General features: G+C 53.5%; 14 protein-coding genes. 7 read left to right on the top strand and 7 right to left on the bottom strand.

The genetic code is table 11. From position 1 onward, the window contains the following. Positions 1-8: 8 nt before the first annotated feature. The 5 genes from G4D77_RS29995 to msrA all read right to left on the bottom strand — a co-directional run bounded on the left by G4D77_RS29995 (position 9) and on the right by msrA (position 4,534). The gene (locus G4D77_RS29995; protein WP_026062337.1) at positions 9-2,207 is read right to left on the bottom strand and encodes a TonB-dependent receptor domain-containing protein; all 2,199 of its coding nucleotides are present in this window, start codon (positions 2,205-2,207) and stop codon (positions 9-11) included. A 236-nt stretch (positions 2,208-2,443) separates the two neighbouring features. Beyond that, positions 2,444-2,812, bottom strand: a complete 369-nt coding sequence (locus tag G4D77_RS29990; RefSeq protein WP_223275282.1) for a hypothetical protein — start codon at positions 2,810-2,812, stop codon at positions 2,444-2,446. Between the two features lie 209 nt (positions 2,813-3,021). Then, positions 3,022-3,342: a hypothetical protein gene (locus G4D77_RS29985; protein WP_213757834.1), complete on the bottom strand. Its 321-nt coding sequence runs from the start codon at positions 3,340-3,342 to the stop codon at positions 3,022-3,024. Between the two features lie 48 nt (positions 3,343-3,390). Beyond that, positions 3,391-3,846, bottom strand: coding sequence for a Fur family transcriptional regulator (locus G4D77_RS29980; protein ID WP_016451718.1), 456 nt, complete (start codon positions 3,844-3,846; stop codon positions 3,391-3,393). Between the two features lie 154 nt (positions 3,847-4,000). Next, positions 4,001-4,534 carry a peptide-methionine (S)-S-oxide reductase MsrA gene (gene msrA, locus G4D77_RS29975; protein WP_213757833.1) on the bottom strand — a complete coding sequence of 178 codons (534 nt, stop codon included), beginning with the start codon at positions 4,532-4,534 and terminating at the stop codon, positions 4,001-4,003. A gap of 126 nt (positions 4,535-4,660) precedes the next feature. Here msrA and G4D77_RS29970 point away from each other — a divergent pair, with 126 nt between their 5' ends. From G4D77_RS29970 to G4D77_RS29960, 3 genes are read left to right on the top strand one after another with little or no spacing between them, the layout of a single operon-like run. Then, positions 4,661-6,025: a site-specific integrase gene (locus G4D77_RS29970; RefSeq protein WP_213757832.1), complete on the top strand. Its 1,365-nt coding sequence runs from the start codon at positions 4,661-4,663 to the stop codon at positions 6,023-6,025. A 48-nt stretch (positions 6,026-6,073) separates the two neighbouring features. Continuing rightward, positions 6,074-6,490, top strand: coding sequence for a hypothetical protein (locus G4D77_RS29965; protein WP_213757831.1), 417 nt, complete (start codon positions 6,074-6,076; stop codon positions 6,488-6,490). Between the two features lie 20 nt (positions 6,491-6,510). Next, on the top strand, positions 6,511-6,780 hold the full coding sequence (locus G4D77_RS29960; RefSeq protein WP_213757830.1) for a hypothetical protein: 270 nt from the start codon (positions 6,511-6,513) through the stop codon (positions 6,778-6,780). A gap of 785 nt (positions 6,781-7,565) precedes the next feature. Here G4D77_RS29960 and G4D77_RS29955 read toward each other — a convergent pair. Together G4D77_RS29955 and G4D77_RS29950 are read right to left on the bottom strand one after the other, a co-directional pair. Continuing rightward, positions 7,566-7,763 carry a hypothetical protein gene (locus G4D77_RS29955; protein ID WP_213757829.1) on the bottom strand — a complete coding sequence of 66 codons (198 nt, stop codon included), beginning with the start codon at positions 7,761-7,763 and terminating at the stop codon, positions 7,566-7,568. After that, complete coding sequence (locus G4D77_RS29950; protein WP_213757828.1) at positions 7,760-7,981, bottom strand: hypothetical protein; 222 nt, start codon at positions 7,979-7,981, stop codon at positions 7,760-7,762. Before G4D77_RS29950 ends, G4D77_RS29955 begins: the two co-directional genes overlap by 4 nt. Before the next feature lie 452 nt (positions 7,982-8,433). Here G4D77_RS29950 and G4D77_RS29945 point away from each other — a divergent pair, with 452 nt between their 5' ends. The 4 genes from G4D77_RS29945 to G4D77_RS29930 all read left to right on the top strand — a co-directional run bounded on the left by G4D77_RS29945 (position 8,434) and on the right by G4D77_RS29930 (position 12,812). Further along, on the top strand, positions 8,434-8,829 hold the full coding sequence (locus G4D77_RS29945) for a plasmid mobilization protein (RefSeq protein ID WP_213757827.1): 396 nt from the start codon (positions 8,434-8,436) through the stop codon (positions 8,827-8,829). After that, complete coding sequence (locus tag G4D77_RS29940) at positions 8,816-10,348, top strand: relaxase family protein (RefSeq protein WP_213757826.1); 1,533 nt, start codon at positions 8,816-8,818, stop codon at positions 10,346-10,348. Before G4D77_RS29945 ends, G4D77_RS29940 begins: the two co-directional genes overlap by 14 nt. Positions 10,349-10,875: 527 nt before the next feature. Next, a complete protein-coding gene (locus G4D77_RS29935; RefSeq protein WP_154834226.1) occupies positions 10,876-11,574 on the top strand; it encodes a TetR/AcrR family transcriptional regulator in 699 nt (232 codons plus the stop codon). After that, entirely contained in the window at positions 11,571-12,812 is a 1,242-nt protein-coding gene (locus tag G4D77_RS29930; protein ID WP_154834225.1) for an efflux RND transporter periplasmic adaptor subunit, read from the top strand. Before G4D77_RS29935 ends, G4D77_RS29930 begins: the two co-directional genes overlap by 4 nt.

Genomic DNA, 12,812 nt, shown 5'->3' with positions numbered 1-12,812 from the left:
AACCCGCCTTAGAACGACACCTTGACGCCCACGGTGATATTGCGCCCCATCAGCGGCGCAGCGTTCTTGATGAACGAGGTGTGGGCGAAGGCCAGGCGGTTGGTCAGGTTGTTGCCCTTGATGAAGAACTGCCAGGGCGTGCCACCCGAGGTGCGCAGCGTGTAGCTGGCCGAGAGGTTGAGCATGCCGTAGCCGTCCGTCTCGGTCTCGTAGGCGGTGACACGGTTCTGGCGCAGCACCTGCACCCACTCGGCCTGGGCATCCCAGCCCTTGTAGAAGGTGTCCACGCGCAGGCCTACGCGCGCCGCGGGAATGCGCGGCAAGGCGGAGCCGTCTTCCAGCCGCGCACGCACGGCGTCACCGAACAGGGTCACGCCCCACTGGCGCGACAGCTTCTGGCGCACCTGGCCCTCCACGCCGGTGAAGCGTGCGTCGGCCTGGGTGTACTGCAGCAGTTGCAGGCCGTCATGCTCGTCCAGCGTGGCTCCGTAGATGTAGCCCTTGACGCGATGGTGGAAGGCATTGACGCTGAACGTGGTGTCCCCCGAGGTCTTGCGCAGGCCTATGTCCAGTGCCTGGGAGCGTTCACGCTTGAGGTCGGGATTGCCGCGCTCATAGGTGGATGTGGCCATGTGCAGGCCATTGGCATACAGCTCCTCGGCCGTGGGCAGGCGGTTGCCCTGCGTCAGCGAGGCCGACAGGCTGTAGCCCGGGGTGAACTTCCACACCGAGCCCAGCGAGAACGATGTGCCGCTGTGGCTGCGAGAGATGGCGCTTTGCTGGGCGTCCACGGTCTGGCGCTCATGGCGCAGCGCAGCCTGCCAGCGCCAGTCCTGCCAGCGGTATTCCTCCAGCAGGTAGATGCTGTTGCGGCGGGTTTCGGTGGGCTGCACATAGGCCTCCTCACCCTCGGCACTGAATTTGCGCTGCACGGTCTGCAGGCCGATGACGCCGCGCCAGCCGGCGATGGGCTCCAGCTCGGCCTCCACGCGCAGGTCATGGGCGCGGTTCTTGAAGGTGGTCGAGACCTGGCCGTCCTCGATCTCGTCATGGCGGTAGTCGGTCCAGCCGCCGCGCACGCGCAACGCCGCAATGCCTGCCGTCGGATTGCGCCATTCGCCGCGCAGATCCCAGCGCTCGCTGTTGAGGTCGACCACCGGCACGCTGCCATGGTCGTGATCGTGTTCTTCGTCGCCATGGTCATGTCCGTCCTCGTCGCCGTGGTCATGGCCGCCGCAGTGCAGATGGTCGCCATGGGTGTGGCAGCCCTCGAAGCTGTGGTTGTGGCCCGGCAGGCCATAGCGCGCGGTCTGGCGCGTGTAGGCCAGGCCCAGGTAGCCTTGCGTGCCGATCCAGGACAGGCCCAGGCTGCCCGTATCCGTGCGGTTGAAGCTGCCGCCCACGCGCCCCTGCGACTGGCCGTTGGGCGCCCAGCCGCTGCCCACGCGGTAGTCGCCGGCATCGCGCGCCATGCCCTCGGCGTGGATGGCCAGCTGGCCGGCGCCGCCCGTCAGCGAGAACGCGCCGGCCGTCTCGCCCGCGCCCGTGCTGCCGCGCAGCTGGGCCGAGCCCGTGATGCCGTTCTTGGGAATGGACGTGGGGATCTTGTCGTCCAGGATGTTGACCACGCCGCCCATGGCACCGCCGCCGCCGTAGATCAGCGCCGAAGGGCCGCGCAGCACTTCGATCTGCGTGGCCAGCATGGGCTCGCTGGCCACGGCATGGTCGGGGCTGATGGTGGAGGCGTCATGCAGCTCCGAGCCATCGCTGAGGATCTGCACGCGCGGGCCGTCCATGCCGCGGATGATGGGGCGGCTTGCGCCCGCACCGAAATGGCTGGCGTGGATGCCGGGCTCGCCGTCCAGCGTCTCGCCCAGCGTGGCGGCCTGGCGCAGCGTCAGCACATCGCCTTCCAGCACCGTGGCTGGCGTGGACATATCGGCCGAGGTCAGGCCCAGGCCGCTGGCCTTGACCGTCACCTCGTTGAGCACAGGCGTGTCGCTGCGCGGGGCATCCGCCTGGGCGCCGGTGGCAGTTCCGGGCGCGGCGGCGACTCCAGCCTCCGCAGGCTCTGCTGCCATGGCCAGCCCTGCCATCGCGGGGCCGAGCACGCCCGCCAGCAGCAGTTGCTGCAGCAGCGGGCGCAGCTTCATCCTCTCCCCCTGCACCTTGGCGTCCTGGTGGTATTGCTTTGTTGTCACTCTCATCACTGGTCTTCCCGGCAGCGGCCGGCCACGGCCCGGGGACGTGGGAATGCGGGCGCTGCAAAAAATGGCGTCGGAAACGGACAACCGGGGTGCGCCATGCAGGCGCACGCAGCCATCCGATCGGATATGCATTCAGGATCTGTCCAACCTGGGCACAGCGCCTCTTGCGTGCAATGCAGGAAGGCGCGCGCAAACAGCTTCAATGGGCGGGCGCATGCAGCGCCGCCGCCCAAGGTTCAAGCCGCCAGGCGGGCAGTGATGGGATGCGGGGGACCACGCGCATCGAAGAAAGCCGCCAGCACGCGGCCATCGCGCACGATGGGCGGCTGGGCGGGCTCGGCCTGTTCGCCCCAGAAAGGCGGCAGCGCCACGGCGGGCGGTGGCCCCGCCATGCCTTCGTGCAACTGGTCCAGCAGTTGGCAGTCCGCCGGGCCGTGGCCCGAGAACAGCGCATGCACCCAGTCGACGGGTGCAGCGCAGGAGGTGGCCACCACCTCGACCGGGCCATGGGCCGTGGCCGAGGCCAGGCCGCCAGCATGCACCACACGGTGCATCTGGCCCAGCAACGGCGCCAGTGCGATGGACCAGACCAGCAACCAGGCCAAAAGCCAACCCCGATTCGGCACGGCACCGCGCAACGCAAGCCGTGAGGCGGGCGCAGGCGAGTGGCGACTCGGGAGTTTGAAGGGCATGGATGAATCAGGAGCGGATCAGGCAGCGCAGAGTGTATGCGCCAATTGGCGGGGCAGGTTCCAGCATCCCGTCACAAAGACGGGCGACTGCTCACAGCAGTGCACGGCGGGCAATGCCGCGCTCAATGCGCATGGCGCATGCCGCAGAACTTGCCCAGCGCCAGGCCCTTGCAGTCGGCCTGCAGCTGCTTGTGGCATTGCGCATGGTCACGCCCTGCCGCCAGACACTGTGCGGTGGCCTCGTGGGCCTTGGCCATCGAGCGGTGGCGCTCCATGTCGGCACGGGCATGGGCATCCAGTTGCACCGGGCCACCCTGTGCCTTGGCGTCCGCCGGGGTCTTGGCATGGTCATGGTCTTGGCCGTGATCGTGCGCCTGGGCCGCAGCGGCCAGAAAGACAGCGGCCAGGATCAGGGAAACGGAACGGAAGGGGGAAAAAGTCATGCGAGATCCTGAAGGGCTATGCAAGAGAAAAAGGGGAAGACGGCCACCTCACACGGACGGATCATTCCGGGAGTGCCCGGTGCCGCTGCAGTCCTGGCACCGCCCCGTCACCGACACATCGATGGCCTGGCCCTGCAGGCCGCTGGCTGCCAGCGCCTGCCGCAATTGCAGCAAGGCGGCCTGCAGTTGCTCACCGCCCCCGCCTGCCTCGCCGCCCAGACGAAAGGCGCTGTGGCAATCCGCACACTCGAAGTGCGCAGCGGCGTCGCCTTCGCAGGCCGCGCCCTGAAGGGGCCTGCCGTACCGGGCCACGCGTGCCGCATCCACGCTGCGGCGCAACACGCCGGCTGCGGCCAGCCGGTCCAGCAGCCGGTAGACGGTGACGCGGTTGACCTGCACGCCCTGGGCATGCAGGGCGGCTTCCACATCCGCCTCGCTCAACAGCGCATCGGCGCGCGCCTCCCACAGCGCCAGCACGGCCCGCGTGGCGCGGGTCGAACGCATGCCGCAAGGCAAGAGCAAGGGGGAGGGGGAGGGAGTCGGCGATGACATGGGCAATGCAAGAGCGGGCTGCAGAGCGCGACAGGACACCGTTATCGCAACCGAGTTGCATTATGCCCGCAAATCACAACCGCTTAAACAACCCGCCCACCTGGGCTCATTGCTTGACCCAGCGCGCAAAGGCACCCCGGAATTTCTGCACCTTGGGCCCCACCACGAAGGCGCAGTAGCCCTGGCTGGGATGGTTCAGGAAGTAGTCCTGGTGATAGTCCTCTGCGGGCCAGTAGCTGGCCAGGGGCTGGACCTCGGTCACGATGGGAGCGTCATACGCGCCCGCCTGGGCCAGCTCGGAGATCAGCGTACGTGCGACCTCCGCCTGATGGTCATTCGTGGTGTAGATCGCGCTGCGGTACTGCGTGCCCACGTCGTTGCCCTGGCGGTTGAGCGTGGTCGGGTCGTGCGTGCCGAAGAACACGGTGAGCAGGTCGCGCAGCGGGATCACGGCAGGATCGAACTGCACGCGGATGACCTCGGCATGGCCGGTCTGCCCGGTGCATATGTCTTCGTAGCTGGGATCGTCCAGATCGCCATTGGCGTAGCCGCTTTGCACGTCGCTCACGCCGCGCACGCGGTCGAAAACGGCTTCGGTGCACCAAAAACAACCTCCACCAAGCACAATAGTTTCTGTCATTTTTCTCTCCTAAGTCCTTGTCGCGTAAGGGTTCACAGCATTTTAGGAACCGAAGCAACCACTACCAAAATTTGGTTGATCGCTGTAAAATGTGCCAATAGAACAGCCAAATTTTAGAGGTTCCTGATGACCAGCACCACACCGCGAGGCATTCAAGAAATTAGTTGGACATTAAAAGACGGCACTGTCAAGAGTGCATATCGCGTGCGGATTACAAGGAAGAACTTCAAAGGTCAACGGAGTAGAGTTTTTGACAACTTAAATGAAGCCAAAGAGTATTTGGCACTCTCAAAAACCGTCCAAGGCAAAAAGTTAATTTATTCCATTGAGCAAACAGAAGAAGAAAAATATCGTGCTGACAAAGAAAATCGGAATGATTTTAGCTTTGAGCATTTTGTGAAGCTCTACATTCGTGATTACATTGATACCAAACCACGAGAAACAGAGCTTCAAAAAAGAAACCATGCAAGCACGGCGGCTTTTTTCAATATTATTCTTGGAACTTCCATTCTTGATAGATCCCTCACCTATCAAGAAAAAGTAGACATGGGTGTCGGCAATCCTGAAGATCCAGTTTATAAATTCTTCGGAAAATACGACATTCGCAAAATCACCCCCATTGACATTAATAACTATATCAAGTCAAGGAAGCGACTTGGATTGAAGCCAATTTCAATTCAACGAGAAATCACACAGATTTCCAATGTCTTCAACAAAGCAAAATATTTTTCTGAATTGGACTCTATTGTTGAGCTTCGAAATCCATGTCGTGAATATGATCGGGATTTGCTGAAAAATAATTCCTTAAAACGTGAAGGATTTATTTCTGATCAAATGCTTGAAAAAATCTTCACAGCATTCAAGCAATACTCCAATCCAGAACTCTATGAAATTTGCAACCTGTCTTTACTCACTTCAATGCGGAGAAGTGAGGTCATTACACTCACAAAAGATCAGGTTAAAGAAAATTATATTCAACTCATTCACACCAAGTCAGGTAAACCACGAAAAGTCTACCTAACAAAAGAAGCACAGGAATACATTGCCACACTCAAGCCAAAGAATGAGAAAGGCAATTTCTTTAATTATACGATTATGGGTTTTGATCGAATCTTTCATGCACAAGTGAAGAAGCATGGATTCGATTTGAGATTTCATGATTTCCGAAAAACTGCAATTTCAAGAACCTTGTCCAGAGCAAATGACAATTCTTTGCTAGTGGCAAATATTCTTGGTTTTTCGTCAGTTCGTAAATTTGACGAGCTTCATGTTAGGACAAGGCTCATGTCCACAGACACCCAACAAGGTGCATTGAGAACCTTTGGACATGACAATCCAGACATTACTAACAAGCACTATTTCAGCCCAATTTTGGATGATGTTAATAATATCAAAAGGCTGAACCAGTTGAAGGAAAAACAGAGGCTGACAACTATCAATAATGAGGAAAAAGAAGAGCTTCTTCAACTTCTTCTAGCACTTGCGACATAAAGCAAATATATCCAACCAAACACCATTAACACCAAAGGAGAAATTGGTATGGGATTATTCAGTATGTTTAATAGACAAAAAGCACCGCTGCAAGTTGGAGAAACAAGCGGTGATCGTATTGGCTGTTACCTTTTCGGAATAGAAATGCCAGATGGCTCCGACCCTTCCTATCATTCACTAGCCGTCAATCGACAGGAATTGCTAGAAGATTGTATGGAGTTTTTCAATCAATTAGCCAACAAAAAGAAGGCATTAGTAGAGCAAGGAACACCAACTGCTCCAAGACATGCACAAGACCTAAAAGTAATTATTAATGCGATAAATAATTTACCAATGTTTATTGATATGCACTTGAAACAAAATAAAAATAATGGAGAACCCTTCCTTCGGGTCGCTGGTATGACTATATTTTTAAGAACTGGCGAAAGACAGCGACAGAAGATTCACGGAAAATATGTTGAATAAACCTACAACGAAGAATCCCAATGTCAAAACCAGACGAACCATATCGCATGGTAGTTGTGGAAAGTTTTAAACCATTAGCCACCTCTGGGCTTCATGGAAGTGTGCATATCCGCCCTGTTGAAGGACAAGGACTTCCAACAACTCTGCATGTTGAATGCTCAAAAGAACTTTCGAAAAATTATCCAGTTGGAACCAAGTTCAAGATCAGAGCAAAACTCACGGATCGAGAAGGCTCTGGGGAATATCTCTATAGCTATTTCCGCTGGAAATACGAAGTCCTAAAAGACTAAAAAATAAAAAACCAGTCACAAAGACTGGTTTTTTATTTTGTTAGATTCGGCACCACCCGGTTTCTAACAGCATACCCTTGACATTCTCTCAAATTATCGTATAGGTATACTACCAACATACAGTTAAATCATATTTGATTTTTTACGATTGTCAATAACCGAATTCCGATTAATTGCTCTTGTTGGTAAAACAAGGGCAATTTTTGCATTAACGGTCTAGTGAACGATTCGAAAAATTGCTAACGTGAATGATCACAAAACAGGCACAGGTAAAAATAATCAGGCTGATTTAATAGCAGCCTGGTAACTGGAAAAGGCATTGAGTGATAGGTAACGACACTATTATTATAGTGAAGGAGGCTAGAATGAGATTTAATCAGAGCCCCAATGAGAGTCTTAAGGTCCAACCATGATTAAGCTGTGTTAATACGGTGAATGGACTAACCAGAGGTGATTAACTATCTTCTGGTCCGATATGTGGCTGACACATGAAGGAATAGGCAACCTACCGTTTTCAAAATGGTAAGGGAGTCTTTTTCCTTCTTAGTAGTGACCAACGGGAACGGATAAGAAGGAAAAAGACTGTACAACCATTATCCGTACAAAATATATTAATAGTACACCAACAAAATATGTTAAGAGTACAACAGCAGAAATGATCTCGTTAGAGGTTTTATGAAATAAAACAAAATTGGAAACGGCGAAAAATTTCCACAGTCCAAATAAAAAGCCACTCAATGAGTGGCTTTTTTGTTCCAGAAGGACCCAGACGAGCTGGTCCATTTTCACTTTTGTGATCGCTCTGCTTGAAGTTTTTCATATCTATATATGAGCATGAGCATAGTTAATTTATCAGTGAACTCATTCAGCACACGAAATTTTTCTTTTTCACTCATATCAGGATTTTTCTGGTGGATCTGATCGTATTCGTAGCAAATATCGAAATACTCCTTCTGATATTTTGCTTCTGGAAACCAACTCATTTTTGCTCCCCAAAGAAATCACTCCACTCAGGTGGAATCGGTTCAGCAAATTTTATTGGCTCATGGAAGTTAATCTTCTCAGAATTTTTTAATCCAAACTCCACACACTTGCGAACAGTCCAACCAAGTGATCGAGTGTTAATCTCAGCAAGAGCTTTCAATTGCTGAACAGATTCAGAATCGAGATAGTGACTGGTTTTTATTAGATTGTTTTTCATTTTATCTCCTATGGTTATACAACCATATTACGGAGTAAAAAACGGAAAGCAATCAACCAAAGCTATCGACTTGAAGACCTTATATTCATTTGTCTTCGCTGGACTTCCTAGCTTCGTAACGTGTTTTATTTCCCTTGTCTTCGCCAGTCTTTAAATGTCTTCGCATTCATTTAAACCCACCAAAGAAAACGGAAAAATCACTTCAACATGATTGAAGCACTCTCGAATCGATTCGAGATTAGAGATCTATTCAATTACTTCCATTGTCTTCGCTATCGACTTCCACCCAAGATCGTGGACATTTAATTGCTATTTCGTAAGATAGAAATATACATAAAGCAAGGCCAATTTTTCTATACGGACAATACGGCTATTTCATAGCCTATGTCCTAGAAAAATCCCTTGATAGGGCTCCGCCCTATGACCCTTGCGAATACATACGGAGACAAATTATGGCAGAACTCAAACAGCACCCAGGAAGAACAAATGACGATCACAAGTTCAAGAGAAATACTCGCTTTGAAATTAAATTATCAGAAATAGAATATGAAGCTCTGATCGAAAAATGGCACCAGAGTGGACAGCATAACTCAATGGCTCGTTTTGCTCGTGCTTGCATTTTTGGTGAGGATGACATTGTCGAAATTCACCTTAATAATACAAAACAGACCAACCTTGATCGACTTCAAGTTGCTGGAGCACTTGGAAAAATTGGATCAAATTTCAATCAGATTGCAAAACAGTTGAACTCAAAATATGACTTCATTACTGCCAAGACTCTGATCGCAGAACTTGAAAAGATCAGAACTGAATTGGAGAATATTTCCAATTTGAATGACGGAGAATGAAATGCTCCATGTCCGAATGAAGCATGGGAAAGGTGATCCCCAAAAGGCAGCAAACTATATTTTAAGTGACAAGGATCACACCGGAAAAATTCGTTCTGTTGCTCCTGAAATTCTTGAAGGTGATCCTAATAATGTAGCCAAAATCGCCAACATGACCACCAGAGCACATAAGTATGCGACTGGTTGTCTTTCATTTCGTGATACAGAAAAACCTAACTTAAAACAGCAACTGGCGATCATGAAAGACTTTGAAGCCACCTTCTTACCTGGACTTGAAAAAGATAAGAATTATTCCATTGCCTGGGTTTCTCATTATGATAAAGGTAATCTTGAATTAAATTATTTTTTAGCAACCACCGAACTCACAACAGGAAAACAATTGAACCCTTTTCCACCTGGAACACTTCAACATGAGTTCAATGATGCATGGGTTCAAAATACAAATCACTTACTTGGTTATGAACAAGTTACAGCAGATCCGTTAAAAATTTCTCGTTCAAAATTTGAACAGAAAATTATTCCATTGAAAGAGGCCACTTCTCAAATCTGTCAACAAGCCAAGACCCATAAAGAAATTAGAGATAACTTGGAAGAGGTTTTCAAGTCTGCCATTGAAAATAACGAGATCAACAATCGCCAAGATATTATTGATCTGCTTAAGGAACAAGGTGAAGTCACCAGAGTTGGCGAGAACTATATTTCATTCAAGCCTGAAGGTGAACAAAAGGCGATCCGTTTGAAAGGATCAGTTTTTGAAGAAGGTGCCGACTATAATAAATTGAAAGAACAGTCTAAAGAATTTCAGCAGTCAAAAAATAATGAACTCACTCAGGATCAATTCAATAATAACAAGGAGAAGATTGATCGCTTGAAACAAACTCGCCTTGAATTTTTCAAGAAGCAGTTTCAGAAGAAAGAAAAGAAGGTTCGTAATTTTGGCCCAAAGTCAATGAAGCCTAAAAAATCTGGACCTTCAAAAAATTTCCAGCAACCACAGCAACAGAATCAGCAAAAACCTCAAACTGAACCAGAAGATGCCGCAGCCGCAATGAAAAGAATGACAGAAGAGGTCAACAAGGAAATCAAACAGACATTAAAGAAACAGGAGTCGTTTGAAAAGCTGGACAACATAAAATCAGAAATCAAGAAGCCCAGTGATCCAATTATTTTGAAGACCGATCAGCAGAATCAGAAAAAATCTGCCAATCATAATAATGAACCTTCTATTTCTGCATTCAGTCATATTGCAACTGGATCAAGAGCCGCATTAATCTCTGTTCAAGTGCACCAAATATTATTTTTCAAGTTAACATTGGAATTGCAAATCGGTGGCCTGAATCAATTCAAGTTGTCCGACATGATTCAAATTCAGTCACTCAAACAGAAGATTGCACAGCTTGAACAAGAAATTGCCGTTTTGAAGGCACAACAAGAACAAGCAGCAGAAGCAGAGTTGATCAATCAATATGCTAATCGCTTCAAAAATAACAATGGTTTCAGCAAACCCAAGTTTGTTTGATCTCTGCCGAGGGCACCTACTCCAAAAAAAATGGAAGTCATTTGACTTCCATTCTTTTTAGAGCAGGTTGACTGAACACCCACACAGAACACGTTTAAACGGTCGTAGAACAGTTTTTTCCACGTAGTGCAGGTCTACCTACCATGAGACTGGACCAGCTCGTCTGTGTCCTTCTAACTCATGAGGTCCTTGGGGACCGGCACCAGCCAAGGGGACAGCACCCCGAATGATCAACCAATAGAACAACCAATGAAAATCAACCAAAAATCTATAGTCTTATAAATCAACTACTTACAAGATAATTGTTGCTATAAAACTACATAACTAGGTTTATAGACACCAGAAACAGCCGCCGCCCAGATAAATGGTTTCAGTCGCCATATGCGCCTTTTCTGTGAAGAAATCGAAAAAATGACCACACGCAATGCATGCGGGCCGTTGCACCTACAGGTTAGCCCATGCACAAGCCAGGTGACGACGAACGGTTCTGCGGTTACGATAACTAACCCATCAGTCATTAATTTTCCGTGACCGACTCCCCCGCCTCTTCACCCGCCCCCGCCGAGCCTTCCGGAAAGCGCAGCCGCCGCAAGCAGGAGCGTCCCGGCGAGTTGCTGGAAGCGGCACTCGACCTCTTCGTGGAAAAGGGCTACGCCGCCACCCGCGTCGAAGAAGTCGCCGCCCGCGCCGGGGTCTCCAAGGGCACGCTGTTCCTCTATTTCGCGAGCAAGCAGGAGCTTTTCAAGGCCGTGGTGCGCCACAGCATCGCGGGCCGCTTCGGCGAGTGGAGCGAAGAGCTCGACAACTACTGCGCACCTTCAACCGATCTGCTGCGCTACTGCTTCAAGTCCTGGTGGGAACGCATCGGCAGCACCAAGGCGTCGGGCATCACCAAGCTCATGCTCAGCGAGGCGGGCAATTTTCCCGAGCTGTCTCAGTTCTACCACCAGGAAGTGGTTCTTCCAGGCCATGAGCTGATCCGGCGCATCCTGCAGCGCGGCGTCGAGCGCGGCGAGTTCCGGCCCATGGATCTGGACCTGTCCGTGCACTGCGTGGTCGCCCCGATGATGTTTCTGATGATCTGGAAGCATTCGCTGGGCGGCTGCCTGCCCCATGGCGACTTCGATCCCGAGCGGTTTCTGGAATCCCAGATCGACTACCTGCTGCATGGCATGTGCCAGCCCCTTGCAGCCACCACGCCACCCTCCTCCCCGCCCACACCATGAAGCGTCGCACCGGCTGGCTGATCTGCCTGGCCTTATTGATCGCCATCGGCGCCAGCGTATGGCGCGCCGCATCCACCCGGCACAGCAAGCAAAGCGCCATCGCCGCAGCCACCCAGCCGCGCGAGATGCCGGTGCGCGTGGGTCCGCAGGAAGTGGTGCAGTTGCAGCCGCGCCAGCTGCAATTGACCGTGCCAGTCAGCGGCGTGGTGCAGGCCGTGCGCAGCGCCGTGGTCAAGGCCTATGTGGCCGGCGAGCTGCGCGGCCTGCAGGTGCGCGAGGGCGACAGCGTGCGCAAGGGCCAGGAACTGGCCCGCGTGGACGCCACCGAGGTCGAGGCCCGCTGGCGCCAGACCCGCCAGCAGGCCGACGCGGCCCAGGCGCAGCTGCAGCTATCCCAGCGCCAGCACGACAACAACCAGGCCCTGGTCACGCAAGGCTTCATCTCGACCACGGCGCTGGCCACCTCCCAATCCAACCTCGACGCCGCACGCGCCAACCTGGCCGCCGCCCAGGCCGCCGCCGATGTGGCCCGCAAGAGCGTGACCGACAGCGTGCTGCGCAGTCCCATGGACGGCCAGGTCGCGCAGCGCCTGGTGCAGGACGGCGAGCGCGTGGGCGTGGAAACGCGGGTGCTGGAGATCGTCGATCCGTCCGACCTCGAAGTCGTGGCCCAGCTGGCGCCCGCCGATTCGGTGCGCGTGCAGGTCGGCCAGCAAGCCCAGTTGCAGGTCCAGGGCGCGGGCGACGATGTGGCCGCCGTGCCCGCGCGCGTGGTGCGAATCAACCCCAGCGCCCAGGCAGGTTCGCGCAGCGTGGCCGTCTATCTGCGTGTGCAGGCTGCACCGGTCAACGCAGGCGCCGCCGGCAGATCCATCCCCATCGTGCGCCCGGGCCTGTACCTGCAGGGCAGCATTGTCACGGGGCAGACCGAACAGTTGGCCGTGCCCCTGACCGCCGTGCGCACCGACCAGCCCCAGCCCTATGTGCAGCTGCTGCAGCCTGCGGGCGAGTCCGATGCGGACAAGAGCCTGCTGCGCGTGCAGCACCGCCCGGTCACGCTGGGCAGCCAGAGCGCGCAGGATGGCGCCACCTGGATCGCCGTGTCCAGCGGCCTGCAGGCCGGTGACAGGGTACTGGCCGGCAGTGTGGGCGGCCTGCGCGCAGGCACGGCGGTGCAGATGCAGCAAATGCAGCAGGCCCCGCAGCCCCAGGCTGCGCCAGCCCCCGGAGCCCGCTGA

The sequence above is a fragment of the Delftia sp. WY8 genome (genome assembly GCF_018437695.1).
Classification (GTDB): Bacteria; Pseudomonadota; Gammaproteobacteria; order Burkholderiales; family Burkholderiaceae_C; genus Comamonas; species Comamonas tsuruhatensis.
Note: the sequence above shows the minus strand (reverse complement) of the source record. Positions and strands in the feature narration are given on the sequence as shown.

Bases quoted from the DNA above. Each gene is read 5' to 3' on its own strand.
- G4D77_RS29940 (WP_213757826.1), top strand. From the start codon at position 8,816: ATGACGGAGAATGAAATGCTCCATGTCCGAATGAAGCATGGGAAAGGT.
- G4D77_RS29930 (WP_154834225.1), top strand. From the start codon at position 11,571: ATGAAGCGTCGCACCGGCTGGCTGATCTGCCTGGCCTTATTGATCGCC.
- G4D77_RS29970 (WP_213757832.1), top strand. From the start codon at position 4,661: ATGACCAGCACCACACCGCGAGGCATTCAAGAAATTAGTTGGACATTA.
- G4D77_RS29980 (WP_016451718.1), bottom strand. From the start codon at position 3,846: ATGCGTTCGACCCGCGCCACGCGGGCCGTGCTGGCGCTGTGGGAGGCG.
- G4D77_RS29945 (WP_213757827.1), top strand. From the start codon at position 8,434: ATGGCAGAACTCAAACAGCACCCAGGAAGAACAAATGACGATCACAAG.
- G4D77_RS29960 (WP_213757830.1), top strand. From the start codon at position 6,511: ATGTCAAAACCAGACGAACCATATCGCATGGTAGTTGTGGAAAGTTTT.
- G4D77_RS29995 (WP_026062337.1), bottom strand. From the start codon at position 2,207: ATGAGAGTGACAACAAAGCAATACCACCAGGACGCCAAGGTGCAGGGG.
- G4D77_RS29985 (WP_213757834.1), bottom strand. From the start codon at position 3,342: ATGACTTTTTCCCCCTTCCGTTCCGTTTCCCTGATCCTGGCCGCTGTC.
- G4D77_RS29950 (WP_213757828.1), bottom strand. From the start codon at position 7,981: ATGAAAAACAATCTAATAAAAACCAGTCACTATCTCGATTCTGAATCT.
- msrA (WP_213757833.1), bottom strand. From the start codon at position 4,534: ATGACAGAAACTATTGTGCTTGGTGGAGGTTGTTTTTGGTGCACCGAA.
- G4D77_RS29955 (WP_213757829.1), bottom strand. From the start codon at position 7,763: ATGAGTTGGTTTCCAGAAGCAAAATATCAGAAGGAGTATTTCGATATT.
- G4D77_RS29965 (WP_213757831.1), top strand. From the start codon at position 6,074: ATGGGATTATTCAGTATGTTTAATAGACAAAAAGCACCGCTGCAAGTT.